Source organism: Enterobacter cloacae, assembly GCF_011078175.1.
Classification (GTDB): Bacteria; Pseudomonadota; Gammaproteobacteria; order Enterobacterales; family Enterobacteriaceae; genus Enterobacter; species Enterobacter cloacae_Q.
Map to the genome: position 1 here is coordinate 1 of NZ_JAALCJ010000008.1, position 16,073 is coordinate 16,073.

The 16,073-nt window shown below is 51.9% G+C and carries 14 protein-coding genes, 1 tRNA gene and 2 rRNA genes; 4 read left to right on the top strand and 13 right to left on the bottom strand.

Going from position 1 to position 16,073, the window contains the following annotated elements; genetic code table 11:
* From rrf (G6Q29_RS16815) to rrf (G6Q29_RS16825), 3 genes are all read left to right on the top strand, one after another.
* Nucleotides 1-115 (top strand): 5S ribosomal RNA (gene rrf, locus G6Q29_RS16815).
* 14 nt (nucleotides 116-129) lie between these two features.
* Nucleotides 130-205: transfer RNA gene (locus G6Q29_RS16820), tRNA-Thr, on the top strand.
* Between the two features lie 43 nt (nucleotides 206-248).
* Nucleotides 249-364: ribosomal RNA gene (gene rrf / locus G6Q29_RS16825) — 5S ribosomal RNA — on the top strand.
* Between the two features lie 346 nt (nucleotides 365-710).
* On the opposite strand, the gene G6Q29_RS16830 is transcribed toward rrf (G6Q29_RS16825), so the two are convergent.
* The 3 genes from G6Q29_RS16830 to G6Q29_RS16840 all read right to left on the bottom strand — a co-directional run bounded on the left by G6Q29_RS16830 (nucleotide 711) and on the right by G6Q29_RS16840 (nucleotide 5,441).
* Nucleotides 711-932 carry a lipoprotein gene (locus G6Q29_RS16830; RefSeq protein ID WP_003860364.1) on the bottom strand — a complete coding sequence of 74 codons (222 nt, stop codon included), beginning with the start codon at nucleotides 930-932 and terminating at the stop codon, nucleotides 711-713.
* Between the two features lie 244 nt (nucleotides 933-1,176).
* A complete protein-coding gene (locus G6Q29_RS16835; protein ID WP_165466628.1) occupies nucleotides 1,177-4,290 on the bottom strand; it encodes an efflux RND transporter permease subunit in 3,114 nt (1,037 codons plus the stop codon).
* 11 nt (nucleotides 4,291-4,301) lie between these two features.
* On the bottom strand, nucleotides 4,302-5,441 hold the full coding sequence (locus G6Q29_RS16840; protein ID WP_165466629.1) for an efflux RND transporter periplasmic adaptor subunit: 1,140 nt from the start codon (nucleotides 5,439-5,441) through the stop codon (nucleotides 4,302-4,304).
* 399 nt (nucleotides 5,442-5,840) lie between these two features.
* Between G6Q29_RS16840 and envR the strand changes: the two genes are divergently transcribed.
* Nucleotides 5,841-6,488: an acrEF/envCD operon transcriptional regulator gene (gene envR, locus G6Q29_RS16845; RefSeq protein WP_165466630.1), complete on the top strand. Its 648-nt coding sequence runs from the start codon at nucleotides 5,841-5,843 to the stop codon at nucleotides 6,486-6,488.
* Here the strand turns inward: envR and G6Q29_RS16850 are convergent.
* The 10 genes from G6Q29_RS16850 to accB all read right to left on the bottom strand — a co-directional run bounded on the left by G6Q29_RS16850 (nucleotide 6,483) and on the right by accB (nucleotide 16,054).
* Nucleotides 6,483-8,567, bottom strand: coding sequence for a putative bifunctional diguanylate cyclase/phosphodiesterase (locus G6Q29_RS16850; protein ID WP_165466631.1), 2,085 nt, complete (start codon nucleotides 8,565-8,567; stop codon nucleotides 6,483-6,485). The two genes, envR and G6Q29_RS16850, sit on opposite strands and share 6 nt — an antisense overlap.
* A 140-nt stretch (nucleotides 8,568-8,707) precedes the next feature.
* Entirely contained in the window at nucleotides 8,708-8,872 is a 165-nt protein-coding gene (locus tag G6Q29_RS16855) for a DUF2556 family protein (RefSeq protein WP_003860373.1), read from the bottom strand.
* A 179-nt stretch (nucleotides 8,873-9,051) separates the two neighbouring features.
* On the bottom strand, nucleotides 9,052-9,348 hold the full coding sequence (gene fis / locus G6Q29_RS16860) for a DNA-binding transcriptional regulator Fis (protein ID WP_000462905.1): 297 nt from the start codon (nucleotides 9,346-9,348) through the stop codon (nucleotides 9,052-9,054).
* A gap of 23 nt (nucleotides 9,349-9,371) precedes the next feature.
* Nucleotides 9,372-10,337, bottom strand: a complete 966-nt coding sequence (gene dusB / locus G6Q29_RS16865; RefSeq protein ID WP_015572023.1) for a tRNA dihydrouridine synthase DusB — start codon at nucleotides 10,335-10,337, stop codon at nucleotides 9,372-9,374.
* Between the two features lie 329 nt (nucleotides 10,338-10,666).
* Nucleotides 10,667-11,407 (bottom strand): carbonic anhydrase, encoded by a 741-nt coding sequence (locus tag G6Q29_RS16870; RefSeq protein WP_165466632.1) that lies wholly within the window; start codon nucleotides 11,405-11,407, stop codon nucleotides 10,667-10,669.
* Between the two features lie 137 nt (nucleotides 11,408-11,544).
* Nucleotides 11,545-12,426, bottom strand: coding sequence for a 50S ribosomal protein L11 methyltransferase (gene prmA, locus G6Q29_RS16875; protein ID WP_165466633.1), 882 nt, complete (start codon nucleotides 12,424-12,426; stop codon nucleotides 11,545-11,547).
* Between the two features lie 11 nt (nucleotides 12,427-12,437).
* Nucleotides 12,438-13,889, bottom strand: coding sequence for a sodium/pantothenate symporter (gene panF / locus G6Q29_RS16880; RefSeq protein ID WP_165466697.1), 1,452 nt, complete (start codon nucleotides 13,887-13,889; stop codon nucleotides 12,438-12,440).
* Entirely contained in the window at nucleotides 13,879-14,121 is a 243-nt protein-coding gene (locus tag G6Q29_RS16885; RefSeq protein ID WP_003860385.1) for a YhdT family protein, read from the bottom strand. Before G6Q29_RS16885 ends, panF begins: the two co-directional genes overlap by 11 nt.
* 108 nt (nucleotides 14,122-14,229) lie before the next feature.
* Nucleotides 14,230-15,579, bottom strand: coding sequence for an acetyl-CoA carboxylase biotin carboxylase subunit (gene accC, locus G6Q29_RS16890; RefSeq protein WP_003860388.1), 1,350 nt, complete (start codon nucleotides 15,577-15,579; stop codon nucleotides 14,230-14,232).
* A 10-nt stretch (nucleotides 15,580-15,589) separates the two neighbouring features.
* Complete coding sequence (gene accB / locus G6Q29_RS16895; protein WP_003860389.1) at nucleotides 15,590-16,054, bottom strand: acetyl-CoA carboxylase biotin carboxyl carrier protein; 465 nt, start codon at nucleotides 16,052-16,054, stop codon at nucleotides 15,590-15,592.
* Nucleotides 16,055-16,073: the final 19 nt, after the last annotated feature.

Consider the following 16,073-nt stretch of genomic DNA (forward strand, 5'->3'; position numbering starts at 1 on the left):
CTGGCGGCTTTAGCGCGGTGGTCCCACCTGACCCCATGCCGAACTCAGAAGTGAAACGCCGTAGCGCCGATGGTAGTGTGGGGTCTCCCCATGTGAGAGTAGGGAACTGCCAGGCATCAAATTTAGCGTGCTGATATGGCTCAGTTGGTAGAGCGCACCCTTGGTAAGGGTGAGGTCCCCAGTTCGACTCTGGGTATCAGCACCACTTTATACTTAGGTTAAAGTTCGGTAAGAAGTAAAAGAATTTGTCTGGCGGCTTTAGCGCGGTGGTCCCACCTGACCCCATGCCGAACTCAGAAGTGAAACGCCGTAGCGCCGATGGTAGTGTGGGGTCTCCCCATGTGAGAGTAGGGAACTGCCAGACATCAAACAAGCAAAAAGGCCATCCGAAAGGATGGCCTTTTTGCGTTATGTCTCCAGCTAAACCAATTCCCTTATTCGATATTCTAACTGGCGCTGTTATTATCTGACGGACGTGTGAAAGCGTTTTACCCTGCTGAAGCTGAAGTTTTGGAATGGAGTATACTGGCTTGCTGCCGCGTTAAATCAATTAAATATTTATGCCAGAGGCTATACAGATAAGGATGTATAGCGGGAAGTAAGGTAGTGTATTGAATTTAAATAATATGTGAAGCCATTCGTGATGAGGTATATACGTGCCGTGAATTCGGCAAAAAAAAAGCGCGACCATCGGCGCGCTTTTAAAATTCTTATTTAGTCAGGGCGACTATACCGAGTGTCAGGCCAGCGATTGCCGCGGCTCCTCCAGCTATTGCACCTGCTGTTTCCCAGTTATCCTGAGTGGTGCCTTTCATACAGGTATTGGTGTGGACCAGGCGGCCCTGATCGTCGTATACCGGTACACATGGAGAGTCGTGCGCGCAACCAGCAAGCAGCGCAGCGAGAAGTGCAACGGAAAGGAATCTTTTCATGATGTTACCTCAATATGATCGCTTATTCGCTACAGAGCCGATGCGGCAATTAACGAACTGATGATTATTTTACCACCGCACTAATACCATGCAGCACGGGGAATAATCTCAATTTGTGTAGATTGTAAAAATCATGGAGAAAAAGCGTGGGGGCTAATTATTAATGGAGGAAATGTGGAGATGAAGCGTTTCATTATATTGTTATTCAAAATAAAAAGGCACCAGAGGTGCCTTTTTATTTTCATTAATCCTTGTGCTTTGTAAACCGTCTCCGGACAACCACAAAGAAAACAGGAACAAAGAAAATGGCCAACAGAGTGGCTGACAACATCCCGCCCATGACACCCGTCCCGACCGCATTTTGTGCCCCGCTACCTGCACCGCTGCTGATGACCAGAGGCATAACACCGAGAATGAATGCCAGGGAGGTCATCAGGATAGGACGCAGGCGCATACGCGAGGCTTCAAGCGTGGCTTCGATAATCCCTTTGCCTTCTTTATCCATGAGATCCTTGGCGAACTCAACGATCAGTATGGCGTTCTTGGCAGATAAACCAATTGTCGTAAGCAGACCAACCTGGAAGTAAACGTCATTGTTTAAACCTCGCATTGATGCAGCCAGAAGCGCGCCGATCACCCCCAGCGGCACAACCAGCATGACTGAGAAGGGAATTGACCAGCTTTCATAGAGAGCCGCCAGACACAGGAACACCACTATGAGTGATATGGCATAAAGCGCTGGCGCCTGATTCCCGGAAAGTCGTTCCTGATAGGACATCCCCGTCCAGTCGTAGCCGATGCCGGACGGAAGTTTTGACGCAAGGCTTTCCATCAACGCCATTGCTTCACCGGTACTTTTGCCTGGCGCAGACTCACCGAGGATCTCCATTGATGGCATCCCATTGTAACGTTCCAGACGGGGTGAACCGTACACCCAATGAGAGCTACTAAAGGCAGAGAAAGGCACCATTTCGCCGTTAGCGCTACGCACATACAGGTCGTTGATATCTCCTGGTAACATACGGAAGCGAGCATCTGCCTGGACGTAAACTTTTTTCACGCGCCCGTGATCGATAAAGTCATTTACATAGGTGCCACCCAGCGCTGTTGAAATCGTCTGATTGACGTCAGAAACGCTCACACCCAGCGCCTGTGCCTTCTCCTGGTCGACATCCAGCTTGAACTGTGGCGTATCTTCCAGGCCATTAGGACGCACGCGAACCAGTAAGTCAGGGTGTTCCCTCACCATACCAAGCAGTTGGTTACGCGCCTGCGTTAGCTGCGTATGTCCCAGGTTTGCCTGGTCAATCAGTTCAAAGTCAAAGCCTGTTGCGGTACCCAGTTCAATAATGGCAGGCAGGTTAAACGGAAATACAAGACCATCTTTGATCTGGCTGAACGCTTTCGTTGCGCGGCTGACAATCGCCTCAACGGCATTTTCCTTGCCCGGGCGTTCTTCCCATGGCTTCAGGCTGACGAAAGCGATACCGGAGTTCTGCCCCTGTCCGCTAAAGCTAAACCCGTTGACCGTAAAGACCGATTCAACGTTCGCTTTCTCTTTCGTCAGGTAATAATCCTGAACCTGATCGAGTACCTGCTGGGTTCGCATCTGCGTCGCCCCTGCTGGCAGTTGTACCATCGTCATAAACACACCCTGATCCTCTTCCGGCAGGAAGGAGGAAGGCAGGCGCAGGAACAGAACTGCCATGCCGCCGACGATGATGACGTAAACCAGCAGATAGCGGCCGGTCTTACGTAAAATGCCGCTCACGCTGTTGCTGTAATGTTCCACGCTTTTATCAAAGAGCGCGTTAAACCAGCCAAAGAAACCACCTTTCTTTTCATGATGTTCGCTGGAAACCGGTTTGAGCAGCGTTGCACAAAGAGCAGGCGTTAATATCAACGCCACCAGTACCGACAAGGCCATCGCGGAGACAATGGTCAGCGAGAACTGGCGATAGATAGCCCCGGTTGAACCACCAAAAAATGCCATCGGAATAAATACCGCCGAAAGCACCATGGCAATGCCCACCAGAGCGCCCTGAATTTGCTCCATCGACTTCTGCGTCGCCTCTTTAGGCGGTAGTTTATCCTCCACCATAACGCGTTCTACGTTCTCGACCACCACGATGGCATCGTCAACGAGCAAACCTATCGCCAATACCATTCCGAACATCGTCAGGGTGTTAATCGAGAAACCGAACGCAGCCAGTACTGCAAAGGTGCCCAGTAACACCACGGGCACGGCGATAGTCGGAATTAGGGTCGCGCGCAGGTTTTGCAGGAACAGATACATCACCAGGAACACGAGAACGATCGCTTCAAAAAGCGTCTTCACCACTTCATGGATTGAGATCTTCACGAAAGGTGTGGTGTCGTACGGATAAACGACTTTCAGACCCTGAGGGAAGAAGGGCTGTAACTGCGCCAGTTTACTTTTGATGGCAGCAGCGGTATCCAGCGCGTTTGCGCCAGTCGCCAGCTTGATCCCTAGCCCCGTTGCTGCCTGGCCATTGATTTTGGTGACCATGTTGTAGTTTTCGCCACCCAGCTCAATGCGGGCCACATCTTTCAGATGGACCATTGAACCGTCCTGGTTCACCTTCAGCGTCACACGGCCGAACTCTTCCGGCGATTTCAGACGCGTTTGAGCAATAATTGAGGCGTTCAGTTGCTGTCCCGGTACGGACGGCGTTCCGCCCAACTGGCCCGCAGCAATCTGGTCGTTCTGCGTTTTAAGCTGGTTAATAATATCCAGCGGCGTGAGCTGATATTTGTTCATCGCGTTGCTGTCCAGCCAGATGCGCATTGCATACTGCGCACCGAACAGCTGTACGTCACCAACGCCGGAAGTACGGCTGATCGCATCTTTTACGTTAGAAGCAACATAGTCGGAAATATCATCCTGAGTGAGGTTTTTATTATCCGAAACAAAGCCGGCAACCAGCAGGAAACTGCTGCTGGATTTTTCCACGCCGATCCCCTGCTGCTGCACTTCTTGTGGAAGCAGCGGCATGGCGAGCTGAAGTTTGTTCTGAACCTGCACCTGCGCAATATCAGGATCTGTACCTGACTCGAACGTCAGCGTAATGGTGACGTTACCAGCGGAATCACTGGTGGACGACATGTACATCAGATTATCGATACCGTTCATATTCTGTTCGATAACCTGAGTTACGGTGTCCTGTACCGTCTGGGCATCAGCGCCAGGGTAGGTTGCTGTCACCGCCACCGCCGGCGGCGCAATGGTCGGATATTGCGCGACCGGCAGTTTTAGAATGGCCAGCCCGCCCGCAATCATCAGAATGATGGCGAGGACCCAGGCGAAAACAGGCCGTTGAATAAAGAAATTAGCCATGTCGTTATTCCTTAACTGGCTGGTGTAGCGGCGGTATCAGGAATAGCCACGACGGTGACGCCAGGGCGAACTTTTTGCAGGCCGCTGATAATGACGCGGTCGCCATTTTTGAGGCCTTCCGCGATCAGCCAGCGATCGCCAATCGCCTGCGGTGCAACGACAGTGCGAGATTCCACCTGGTTTTTCTCGTTTACCACTAGCACGGTCGCATCCCCGCGAGGTGTACGGGTCACCCCCTGCTGGGGAACAAGAATGGCATCAGGTTGTATACCTTCATCAATGCGTGCACGGACAAACATACCCGGTAACAACATATGCTGCGGGTTAGGGAAGAGGGCGCGAAGGGTGATTGAGCCGGTACTTTCATCTACCGTGACATCAGAGAACTGGAGCGTTCCTTTCAGCGGATAAGGCTGACCATTTTCCATCAGCAACTCGACGCTGCTGGTGTCTCCTTTTTGCAGGCTCGTCTGCTGTTTCAGACGCATAAAATCACTGCTGGATTGCGTCACATCGACATAAATAGGGTCAAGCTGCTGAACCGTCGCCAGCGCAGTTGACTGACCATTAGTGACTAATGCCCCTTCGGTGACGCTGGATTTACCTATACGCCCGTTGATTGGGGAAGTCACTTTCGTATAGGCCAGGTTAATCCGCGCGCTTTCAACGCCAGCCTTTGCGGCAACGACGGTCGCATCTGCCTGCTGGGCTGTTGCCACCGCCTGATCGTACTCCTGCTTGCTCACATATTGTGTTCCAACCAGCGGAACGTAACGCTTCACCGTCAGATGGGCGATATTTGCCGCCGCCTGCGCTTTTACCAGTTCACCTTTCGCATTATCGTAGGCTGCCTGATAGGTGGCCGGATCGATTTGATAAAGGGATTCACCCGCTTTAACATCGCTGCCTTCGGTAAAATTACGGTGCAGAATAATACCACTTACCTGAGGACGAACCTCCGCAACACGATACGCATCTGTTCTGCCAGGCAATTCCGTCGTTACGGCCAGTGGCGCACTTTTAACAATATGAACACTGACCTGAGGAGCTTGCGCATGCTGCTGGGGATTTTCTTGCCCATCGCACCCGGTGAGCAGCGCGGCACAGACAATGAAACCGTATAAGGGTAGGTATCTGAAGTGATTCGTCATTACTGTTCCTTAAACTACCCCTGAACCGATATTTGCTATGAATCGGTGAAAGGGTGTGAGGCAAAAAATAGAAATGTAGCTGTGTATAATAATGAGGGTATTTAATGTTTTTTAATTTATAAGTGCTGATGGCGTTTTTAAAAAGCAAAAATTGGATGGTGATCCAGAGCATTTTGCATGTTATTTCTGTCAGGATAATCAACAAAATGCTTTTTGGTGTGCGCTATTCATATGTTTTATGAATTTAATTGATTGAATTTATTCGTGTTAATTATAAATTAAATAAATTGACTTTTTTTGTGCAAAATTAACACGGGTTTTGGTTAATACTTTGACTTACACGACCACGTCAATATCCTACGATAACGTATCAAACTGATGAGTAGTGAGTAGCATGTTATGGCGCGCAAAAAGAAAGAAGAGGCTCAAAAGACCCGCCAGCAGCTGATTGAAGCCGCTATCGGGCTATTCGCGACGCGTGGCGTGGCCAGCACCACGCTTACCGACATCGCCGATGCTGCTCAACTCACACGCGGGGCGGTTTACTGGCATTTCTCGAGTAAAGCGGAAATATTTAATGCAATATGGGATCAGCAATTGCCGATGCGTGAGATGATTCGTGACAGGTTAATACTTTCCGAAAATGATGACCCTTTGTTAATGCTTCGTGAACAATTTATTGTCGCGCTGCAATATATTGCGAGTGAGCCCCGGCAATATGCACTTTTACAAATTTTGTATCATAAGTGTGAATTTCATGACGATGTGATTTCAGAGTGTGAAATACGCAAGCGGATCGGTTTAAACGATGATTATCTTCGCAAGACGCTAAAGCGATGCATTGCTCGTAACGTTATCTCTTCGCAAATCAATATTGAACTGGCGCTGATTGTTTTCCACGCCTTTTTTAGCGGTGTCATTAAAAACTGGCTAATGGATAGCAACAATTTTAATCTGTACAAGCAAGCACCGGCGTTGGTGGATAATATTCTGGCGACACTAAATATCACCCGAATGGCGCCAGTGGTTTACGATACATACTCATGACTGCGCCCGGGGTGGCGACATCTCCCCGTGCTGGCACTGTTCCATAATAGCTTGCGCGGTAATCGGTTTACCCAGCAGATAGCCCTGTAGCGTATTGCATCCCAGTTCTGTCAGAAAGGTTTGCTGCGCTGCGGTTTCGACCCCTTCCGCCACGACCTTCAGATTCAGCGTTTTTGCCAGGGCGACAATCGCCGAGACGATCGTTACATCTTCACTCTTCCCACTTAACTCTTTCACGAAAGCGCGATCGATTTTCAACTCGCATGCGGGAAGCCGCTTAAGATAGAGAAGACTTGAGTAACCTGTGCCAAAATCATCTATTGAGGCTTTTACTCCGGCATCCGTCAGCGCTGTCAGGACACGAACGCTTTCGTCTGGATTGCTCATCGCCGTGGTTTCGGTCACCTCCAGGATTAACATGCCGGGCGGCACGCTATGGCGCGTCAGACAATCGAGCACCGTTTTAACCAGCGAGGGCTGTTCGAACTGCAATGTAGAAAGATTCACCGCCATTGACCAGTCCGTGTGGCCCTGAAGATGCCATTCACGCAGCTGGCGGCAGGCCTCGTCGATTACCCAGTTTCCAATTGGAATAATCAACCCTGTTTTCTCTGACAGCGGTAGAAACAGATCGGGGGACAGTAAGCCCTGTTTTGGATGCTCCCAGCGTAACAGCGCTTCGAACCCGAGGATCGGCCCGGCAGGGGCGTGGAATTTGGGTTGATAAAGCAGACGTAACTCATTACGGTCGATGGCCTGCCACAGATCATTCATCAGCTGAAGATGCGTCTGCGCCAGCGTATTCATTGACGGTTGGAAAAAGTGATAGCCGTTGCGGCCCATATGTTTTGTGTGATACATCGCAGCATCCGCGTTAAACATCAGTTCACGATCGGTTTTGCCATCGTGCGGATAGAGTGCAATGCCAATGCTCAGGGTGACCATCAGTTCATAAGGATCGAGATGGAACGGACTATCAATGACGCGCACCAGTGAATTGGCCAGTGAGGCAGCATCATCCGGGGTCTCGGTTTCGGCAAGCAGAACGAATTCATCCCCACCGATACGCGCCAGCGTGTACTGACCTTTCAACTGCAACAGCAAACGCTGGGTCACCGCAACCAGAAGCTTGTCGCCGACATCATGACCATACGCATCATTGACGGTTTTAAAGCCATCGAGATCCATAAACATCAGTGCAAAAGGGCTTCCCTCGCGATCGGCCTTGCTGATGGCCTGATCGAGGCGATCCTCAAGCAGAATACGATTGGGCAATCGCGTCAGCGTATCATGCAACGCCAGCTGTGCGAGTTCACGGTTAGCTTCTGCCAGTGATGAGGCCAGCAGCGAGGTACGAGCCTGAAGGCGGGCATCGAACATCGACACCAGCAGCGTAATCCCCAGAATAGCGAGCGCAACTACGCTAACCAGTATCGCCAGCCAGCTCCCGTTAATACCATGATGGTGGACCATCGTCGACATCGGAAATTGTGCTGCTTCCATGCCGGCGTAATGCATCCCAGCGATAGCGATGCCCATGGCGATCGCTGCCCCCAGCCGCATCAATGCCATTCGTGCAGCTTCCTGACGTAAGCGGAACGTCAGCCAAAGAGCGGCCAGTGAAGCGACAAGAGCAATGACTACAGAGATGACCACCCACATTTTATCCCAGACAATGCCCGGCGTGACCTCCAGGGCCGCCATACCGATATAGTGCATGGCAACAATGCCCGTTCCCATCACGACTGCGCCGGGCAGCAGCCGACGCAAACGTAACTGCTCGCCGCTAACGAGCCACAGGGCGAACATAGACGAGCTGATGGCAATAACCATTGAAAGCACGGTCAGGGCCGCGTTGTAACTCATGCTCATGGAAAGATCCATCGCCAGCATGCCGATGAAATGCATCGCCCATACGCCAATCCCCATCGAAACACCGCCACCTGTCAGCCAGACGCGTGCAGCGACGCCCTGGCTTCCGGCAACGCGCGCAGCCATATTCAGCGCGGTATAGGCGGCAAGAATGGCAACCATAAAGGAGATAACTACGAGGATTTGGTTGTATTGGCTAACCAGCATGGTCTGTTCACTCGTTGTGAGACGTTAAGCGAAAGCGGTTGGAAAGGGCACAGACATTATCATCGTCAGGAAATGACGAAAAGTGATTTAAGCCCCTGTTTTTATTAGGTGATAACAGGGGTTTTACAGGATGGAAGAGGTTAGTCCAGCTCTGAGCAGTTGACCAGTTTAAGCGGGTTCACGGAATTCATATTGCGACATTTATCGGTTTCGGTGCTCATCAGTTCAATCCACTGCATCAGCAGCGCATCGAAAATGAAAACAGAGACAGCAAAAACGACCAGCCACCAGTATTTACGAATCATGTGTCATTCCGCGAAAAAGAGAGCCTGTAAGGTGGTGGAAATATACACGAAAAGCGGGCGTTGAAAAGCGGGGAAAGAGAAGGTTTACAAAGCGTTGACGGTTGCCCGTCCGGACGATAAAAAAGGCGCTTCCCCATGCCGAAGAGCGCCTTTTTAAACAAGCAATTAGCTAATCGAAATTAGTTCATGCCGTATTTTTTCAGTTTCTTACGCAGGGTACCACGGTTGATGCCCATCATCAGGGCAGCGCGGGTTTGATTACCACGGGTGTATTGCATCACCATGTCCAACAGTGGCTGTTCAACTTCAGCCAGTACCAGCTCATACAGGTCATTAACATCCTGACCGTTCAGTTGAGCAAAATAGTTCTTCAGTGCCTGTTTAACCGAGTCACGCAGGGGCTTTTGAGTCACCTGATCCTGAGAGTTAACGGTAGAAACGGTCAGTACGTCAGAATTTACGCGTTGTTCGAACATAGTTCTGTCAGCTCTTTATTTCATTACGCAAGATTTTCGAAGTATGCCTCCAACGCCTCCAGCTGTTCGCTGGCATCCTCAATGGCGTTGAATGTGCGCCGAAACTGGTCATTTGGAGCGTGCTCCTGGAGATACCAGGAGACGTGTTTACGCGCAATTCGGTACCCTTTTGCCTGGCCGTAGTGGTCATGCAGTTCCCGAACATGCGAACAAAGCAAGCGCTTGACCTCTGCCAGAGGCAGTGGGGCAAGCAGCTCCCCAGTGTCCAGATAATGCTGGATTTCCCGAAAGATCCAGGGTCTTCCCTGAGCGGCACGTCCTATCATCAGAGCATCAGCTCCCGTATAGTCGAGCACAGCTCTGGCTTTAAGCGGGTCAGTAATGTCGCCATTCGCGATAACCGGAATGGAAACTTTCTGCTTAACTGCCCGAATGCTGTCGTATTCAGCTTCACCGTTGAACAAACAGGCGCGAGTGCGTCCATGAATGGTCAGGGCCTGAATGCCACAGTCTTCGGCCAGTTGGGCAATCTCTACGCAGTTACGGTGTTCCGGCGACCAACCCGTGCGAATCTTCAACGTAACAGGAACGTCCACTGCGCTGACAACCGCCGTCAGGATTGACTTCACCTGGTCGGGGTATTGCAGAAGGGCTGAACCTGCAAGCTTGCGATTCACCTTTTTGGCCGGGCAACCCATATTGATATCAATAATCTGGGCGCCACTTTCCACGTTAATACGCGCGGCATCTGCCATCTCTTCAGGCACGCTTCCGGCAATTTGCACGGTGCGGATACCTGGTTCATCAATGTGCACCATCCGTAGGCGGGATTTATCGCTTTCCCAAACCTGCGGGTTAGACGACATCATCTCGGAAACGGTCAGGCCTGCTCCCATCTCGTAGCACAGCGTCCTGAACGGCCGGTCGGTAATACCTGCCATTGGGGCTGCGATCAGGCGATTTCTGAGCTGGTGGTGTCCGATGCGCATGAGTTAAGAAATGACCATACTGTGACTGCAAGGCGGCGTATATTACGCATTTTTTGCACGAGATGAAAGGCCAAACTTTGAACAATCCTCTGTTGTAGATCAAGGAATCGCCAGTCATTCTTTTTGGATAAGATTATTCGCTATTTAAATCATTGTGTTATGAGTAAATGAACATTTTCTGGGCGCTTACAATTTCCCGTAACTTCTCATCATTTCTGAATAAATGAATCAATTGTCCGGGATAATCTGCTGCTATAAGCAGCAGATTATGGCGCTTCTTTGCGATCTGTATCGCATTTCAGCACAGGATAACAGCGTAAAAAATCGACTTATTCAACAACCAGACGGCCATGAAGCGGCTGAACCGGGCGGCTGTTTTCGTGGTGCATGGTGTGAGTGAATGTTTGCAGCTGTTCGGCAGAGACGGTCAGCGGGTGCTTGAGCACCAGCCACGTCACCCCTTCTGAACACGGCGGCGTGGTCAGAGAGCCGCTGAAACGCCAGTACGTTTTGTCCGCGGGCAGTAATTTATTCATATCAAGGGTTGGCTTAATCGTGACGTTCTGATCAACCTTTCCAGGCATCACGCCCCAGAGCTTATCCAGTTCAGTATTTGCCGCGCCCTGATCGAACATAACGGCAACGACCGTCAGTTCGCCGTCAGCGTTTTTATGGACCAGATGCATTTCCATTGCGTATTTTTTACCGTGCACCGTATTTTCGGATGGCGCATGGAAATGGAACTGCTGTAACGTCCAGCGCTGTTTATCAAGCGTGATGCTGTCGCGTGTATCGGCGTTTTCACTCGCCTGGATAGTATGACCGTTGTTTGTCAGGGTGACCGGGCCGTCGATATAGTGCGTTTCCAGCGGAGAGATGTTGGCTTTGACCGTGCTATCAATGTTAATCGGCGACTGATACATCCCGCTTTTACACGTTTTATACGCCTCGTCCAGTTCGCCCCAGTGCTCCGGTGCGCCTTCTCCCTGATAGCTCCAGTGTGATGCGTAAGCCGAAGCCGACATTATGCTCAGCGCCAGCAGCGCTGCCTTGCCTGAAAAGTGTTTCATCGTATTCTTCCTGTGAATTTTATTATCCAAATCAATTATTAACATTATGATTCGTGTGGTTATTTTAGCGAAGAAAGGAAGACGGCGGGAGGAAAAATCGAAGGAAAAAAGCGTGGTCAGACGACCACGCCAAATGCTTATTTTTTGCGACCGGTGATGCGGCACCACTCTTCTTTCTCTACCACCGGATCGAGGGCAAAGAGATCGGCATAGGCTTCACAGACGCTGTCTGCCTGGCTGGCAAGGATACCGGACAGGCCCAGCAGACCACCTTCAACCGGCAATACGCTAATTAAGGGCGCCAGCTCGCGTAACGGACCAGCCAGGATATTCGCGACCACCACATCGGCTTTCATGGCCTCTGGCTGTGCATCGGGCAGATATAGCTCAAGGCGATCGGAAACACCATTGCGTTCGGCATTATCACGGCTGGCCTGAATCGCCTGCGGATCGATGTCGATCCCAATGGCTTTTGCCGCGCCCAGTTTCAGCGCTGCGATAGCAAGGATCCCGGAACCGCAACCGAAGTCGATCACGGTTTTGCCTTCCAGGTCCAGGCCATCCAGCCATTGCAGGCAAAGAGAGGTTGTTGGGTGAGTGCCGGTGCCAAACGCCAGACCGGGATCCAGCATCACATTGACCGCGTTTTCATCGGGAACTTCACGCCAGCTTGGGCAAATCCACAGACGCTGACCAAACTGCATCGGATGGAAGTTGTCCATCCACTCGCGTTCCCAGTCTTTGTCTTCCAGCTGTTCGATTTTATGCACAAATCCAGCGCCCAGCAGCGGATGGTTTTCCAGAATCGCCACGACCTCTTTCATGTCGGTTTCTGCATCGAACAGGCCGATAACGTCCGTATCACCCCACAGGCGCGTTTCGCCTGGCAGCGGCTCAAAGACCGGCGTGTCATGCGTGTCCTGGAAGGTAATAGAGACCGAGCCGGCCTCCATCAGCGCGTCACTCAGTTCTTCGGCGTTCTCGCCGGTTGTGTTCAGTTTTAATTGGATCCACGGCATGGCAAAACTCTTTATTTATCAGTAGAAATCAGGACAGCTTGTGGCATTGGACGACCAAAACGGTTTCCGACCACAAACGCCAGTAAACTTAACAGTAACGAAGGCACGATGGGATGGAAGCCCAGGTACTGAATTTTAAACGTGGCGAGAACGGCATACAGGACGCCTCCGACAATCATGCCGCTTAATGCACCCGCGGCATTCGCGCGTTCCCAGTACAGCCCCAGCACCAGCGGCCACAGGAATACGGCTTCCAGCCCGCCAAAGGCAAGCAGGTTCAACCAGATGATCATCTCCGGTGGACGCCACGCGGCCAGCAGCAGCAACGCCCCCAACACCAGGGTTATCACCGCCGACATACGCTTGAGGCGCCGCTCATTTTCAACCTGTTCAGGGCGCAAATTCAGATAGAGATCTTTAATGATCGTAGCGGAACTTTGCAGCAACTGAGCGTTAATGGTCGACATAATAGCCGCCATAGGGGCAGCGAGGAAAATCCCGGCGGCAAACGGTGGAAGCACTTTCACCATCAGGGTCGGAATGACCAGATCCGGTACGGTAAGATCAGGGATCACCGCACGTCCCAGCGCGCCCGCAAGATGCATACCGAACATCAGGATCGCCACCACAATTGTCCCGATAATGATCCCGCGGTGTACCGCTTTACTGTCTTTATAAGAGATGCAGCGCACGGCGGTATGTGGCAGGCCAATCACGCCAAAGCACACCAGTACCCAGAACGAGGTCATAAAGGTTGGAGAGAGGATGTCATCCGCGCCCTGCGGCGAAACCAGTTTCGGATCGATTGCTTCCAGGGTTTTAACCGCATGGCTCAGGCCCCCTGCGGCATGCACGATACCCACCAGCAGAACGAGGGTGCCAATCAGCATTACCATCCCCTGCATCGTGTCGTTCAGCACGCTGGCGCGGAACCCGCCAAAGGCGGTATACAGCGCGATACTCACGCCGAAAATGACCAGACCGGTCTCATAGGGGATCCCGGCAGCCGTCTCGAGCAAACGGGCCCCGCCGATAAACTGCACCGTCATCGCGCCAATAAACGCCACCAGCAGACTCAGGCTTGCCAGCCATACCAGTAAGCGACTTTGATAGCGGGCAAACAGCATATCGTTCAGCGTTACGGCATTGTAGCGGCGGGCCAGAATGGCAAATTTTTTACCCAGTATGCCCAGAGAGAGCCAGATGGCAGGCAGCTGGATCATGGCCAGCAGTACCCAGCCCAGCCCGTACTTATAAGCGGCGCCGGGGCCACCGATAAACGAGCTGGCGCTGATATACGTGGCGGTCAGCGTCATGGCCAGCACGACGCCACCCATTGAGCGGCTCCCGAGGAAATACTCGTTCAGAAAGGTGCCGGTCGAACGTTTACGCATCGCATAAACCGACAGGCCAAATACCAGGAACAGGTAAGCGATAAGGGGCAGAATGACTTCAAGCTGCATCATCGTCCTCCAGTGAAATATCGCGATAGATGAATTTCACCATCGCCCAGCACAGCAGAATAAACACCAGCGGCAGCAGCAGGCAGGCCATTTCAAACCAGTGCGGGAGGCCGGTAATGCCAATCGCCGAATCAGGTAAGTAAGCAGTTACTAACCAGGCGGCGAGATAGAGAAGGGTCAGCCACAGCGCCCAGCGCGCTTCTTTATGGGCCTGAACAAAACGTTTGTCCATTTTTTGTCCCTTGTGGATGAAGAAAGCGGGGATTGTACATGATGGGGCTTAGCGATCCCCAGAAATAAAAAAGGCCGGATAATCCGGCCTTTTAGCAACACTGGTCTCTTACTTCTCGTTCAGACCGAGTTTTTTCTCCAGGTAATGGATGTTAGTGCCACCATTCTGGAAGTGCTCGTCGCTCATAATGCGCATCTGGAGATCAACGTTGGTTTTGATCCCGTCGATGATCAGCTCCTGAAGGGCGTTCTTCATGCGTGCAATGGCCACGTCACGGTTTTCGCCGTAGCAGATCAGCTTACCAATCATTGAGTCATAGTACGGCGGTACGGTGTAACCGGCGTAGATATGGGACTCCCAGCGCACACCAAAGCCGCCCGGCGCGTGGAAACGCGTGATTTTACCCGGGCTTGGCAGGAAGGTGTTCGGGTCTTCGGCGTTAATACGGCACTCTACCGCATGGCCTTTAACCACAACTTCTTCCTGTTTGATGGACAGCGGCTGACCGGCTGCGATACGCAGTTGTTCTTTGATCAGGTCAACGCCGGTGATCATTTCTGTCACCGGGTGTTCAACCTGAATACGGGTGTTCATCTCAATGAAGTAGAACTCGCCGTTTTCGAACAAGAATTCAAAGGTACCCGCCCCGCGATAGCCGATATCGACACACGCTTTTGCACAACGCTCACCGATGTAGCGACGCAGTTCTGGCGTAATGCCCGGCGCTGGCGCTTCTTCGACGACTTTCTGGTGACGACGCTGCATAGAGCAGTCACGTTCTGCCAGATAGATCGCGTTACCCTGACCGTCAGCCAGTACCTGAATTTCGATGTGGCGTGGGTTTTCCAGGTATTTTTCCATGTACACCATGTCATTGCTGAAAGCCGCTTTCGCTTCCGCTTTGGTCATGGAGATGGACTGCGCCAGTTCAGCATCGCTGCGTACAACGCGCATACCGCGACCGCCGCCGCCGCCGGACGCTTTGATGATCACCGGGTAGCCAATGCGTTTAGCATGGGCGCGGTTAGCATCCATATCGTCGGTCAGCGGGCCGTCAGAGCCCGGTACGGTTGGCACACCGGCTTTTTTCATCGCGGTGATGGCAGACACTTTGTCACCCATCAGGCGAATGGTGTCGGCTTTCGGGCCGATGAAGATAAAGCCAGAGCGTTCTACTTGCTCAGCAAAGTTGGCGTTCTCAGAGAGAAAACCATAACCCGGGTGAATCGCGACCGCGCCAGTGATTTCGGCGGCGCTGATGATCGCCGGGATGTTCAGATAGCTTTTTACGGACGGAGCCGGACCGATACAGACCGTCTCATCCGCCAGCAATACGTGTTTTAAATCGCGATCCGCGCTTGAGTGCACGGCCACGGTCTTGATGCCCAGTTCTTTACAGGCCCGAAGAATACGCAGTGCAATCTCGCCACGGTTGGCGATAACAATTTTATCCAGCATGTTCGCCTCGTTACTCGATGACGACCAGCGGCTCGTCAAATTCTACCGGCTGACCACTTTCGACCAGGATCGCTTTCACAGTACCTGACTTGTCTGCTTCGATCTGGTTCATCATTTTCATGGCTTCAACGATGCACAGGGTATCGCCTACGTTGACTTTCTGACCCACTTCGATGAACGCTTTCGCGTCCGGGCTCGGGGTGCGGTAGAAAGTACCAACCATTGGGGAACGTACGATGTGACCACTGATTTCTGTTGCAGCCGCAGGTGCTGCTTCTGCTGCCGCTGGCGCAACGGCTGCGGAGAGCGCAGGCTGCTGCACTGGCGCAGCGTAAGCTTGCTGCATTACCGGGAAGCTAGCGGCTGGGGCTGCACGGCTGATGCGTACAGACTCTTCGCCTTCAGAAATTTCCAGTTCGGAGATGCCTGATTCTTCAACCAGCTCGATCAGTTTTTTAATCTTACGAATATCCATGAGTGGGTTCCGTACTCTT

Excerpts from the sequence above, each read along its gene's own strand:
- G6Q29_RS16855 (WP_003860373.1), bottom strand. The coding sequence starts at position 8,872 with ATGATTCGTAAATACTGGTGGCTGGTCGTTTTTGCTGTCTCTGTTTTC.
- fis (WP_000462905.1), bottom strand. The coding sequence starts at position 9,348 with ATGTTCGAACAACGCGTAAATTCTGACGTACTGACCGTTTCTACCGTT.
- dusB (WP_015572023.1), bottom strand. The coding sequence starts at position 10,337 with ATGCGCATCGGACACCACCAGCTCAGAAATCGCCTGATCGCAGCCCCA.
- G6Q29_RS16885 (WP_003860385.1), bottom strand. The coding sequence starts at position 14,121 with ATGGACAAACGTTTTGTTCAGGCCCATAAAGAAGCGCGCTGGGCGCTG.
- G6Q29_RS16870 (WP_165466632.1), bottom strand. The coding sequence starts at position 11,407 with ATGAAACACTTTTCAGGCAAGGCAGCGCTGCTGGCGCTGAGCATAATG.
- accB (WP_003860389.1), bottom strand. The coding sequence starts at position 16,054 with ATGGATATTCGTAAGATTAAAAAACTGATCGAGCTGGTTGAAGAATCA.
- accC (WP_003860388.1), bottom strand. The coding sequence starts at position 15,579 with ATGCTGGATAAAATTGTTATCGCCAACCGTGGCGAGATTGCACTGCGT.
- envR (WP_165466630.1), top strand. The coding sequence starts at position 5,841 with ATGGCGCGCAAAAAGAAAGAAGAGGCTCAAAAGACCCGCCAGCAGCTG.
- G6Q29_RS16830 (WP_003860364.1), bottom strand. The coding sequence starts at position 932 with ATGAAAAGATTCCTTTCCGTTGCACTTCTCGCTGCGCTGCTTGCTGGT.
- G6Q29_RS16840 (WP_165466629.1), bottom strand. The coding sequence starts at position 5,441 with ATGACGAATCACTTCAGATACCTACCCTTATACGGTTTCATTGTCTGT.
- G6Q29_RS16835 (WP_165466628.1), bottom strand. The coding sequence starts at position 4,290 with ATGGCTAATTTCTTTATTCAACGGCCTGTTTTCGCCTGGGTCCTCGCC.
- prmA (WP_165466633.1), bottom strand. The coding sequence starts at position 12,426 with ATGCCGTGGATCCAATTAAAACTGAACACAACCGGCGAGAACGCCGAA.
- panF (WP_165466697.1), bottom strand. The coding sequence starts at position 13,889 with ATGCAGCTTGAAGTCATTCTGCCCCTTATCGCTTACCTGTTCCTGGTA.
- G6Q29_RS16850 (WP_165466631.1), bottom strand. The coding sequence starts at position 8,567 with ATGCTGGTTAGCCAATACAACCAAATCCTCGTAGTTATCTCCTTTATG.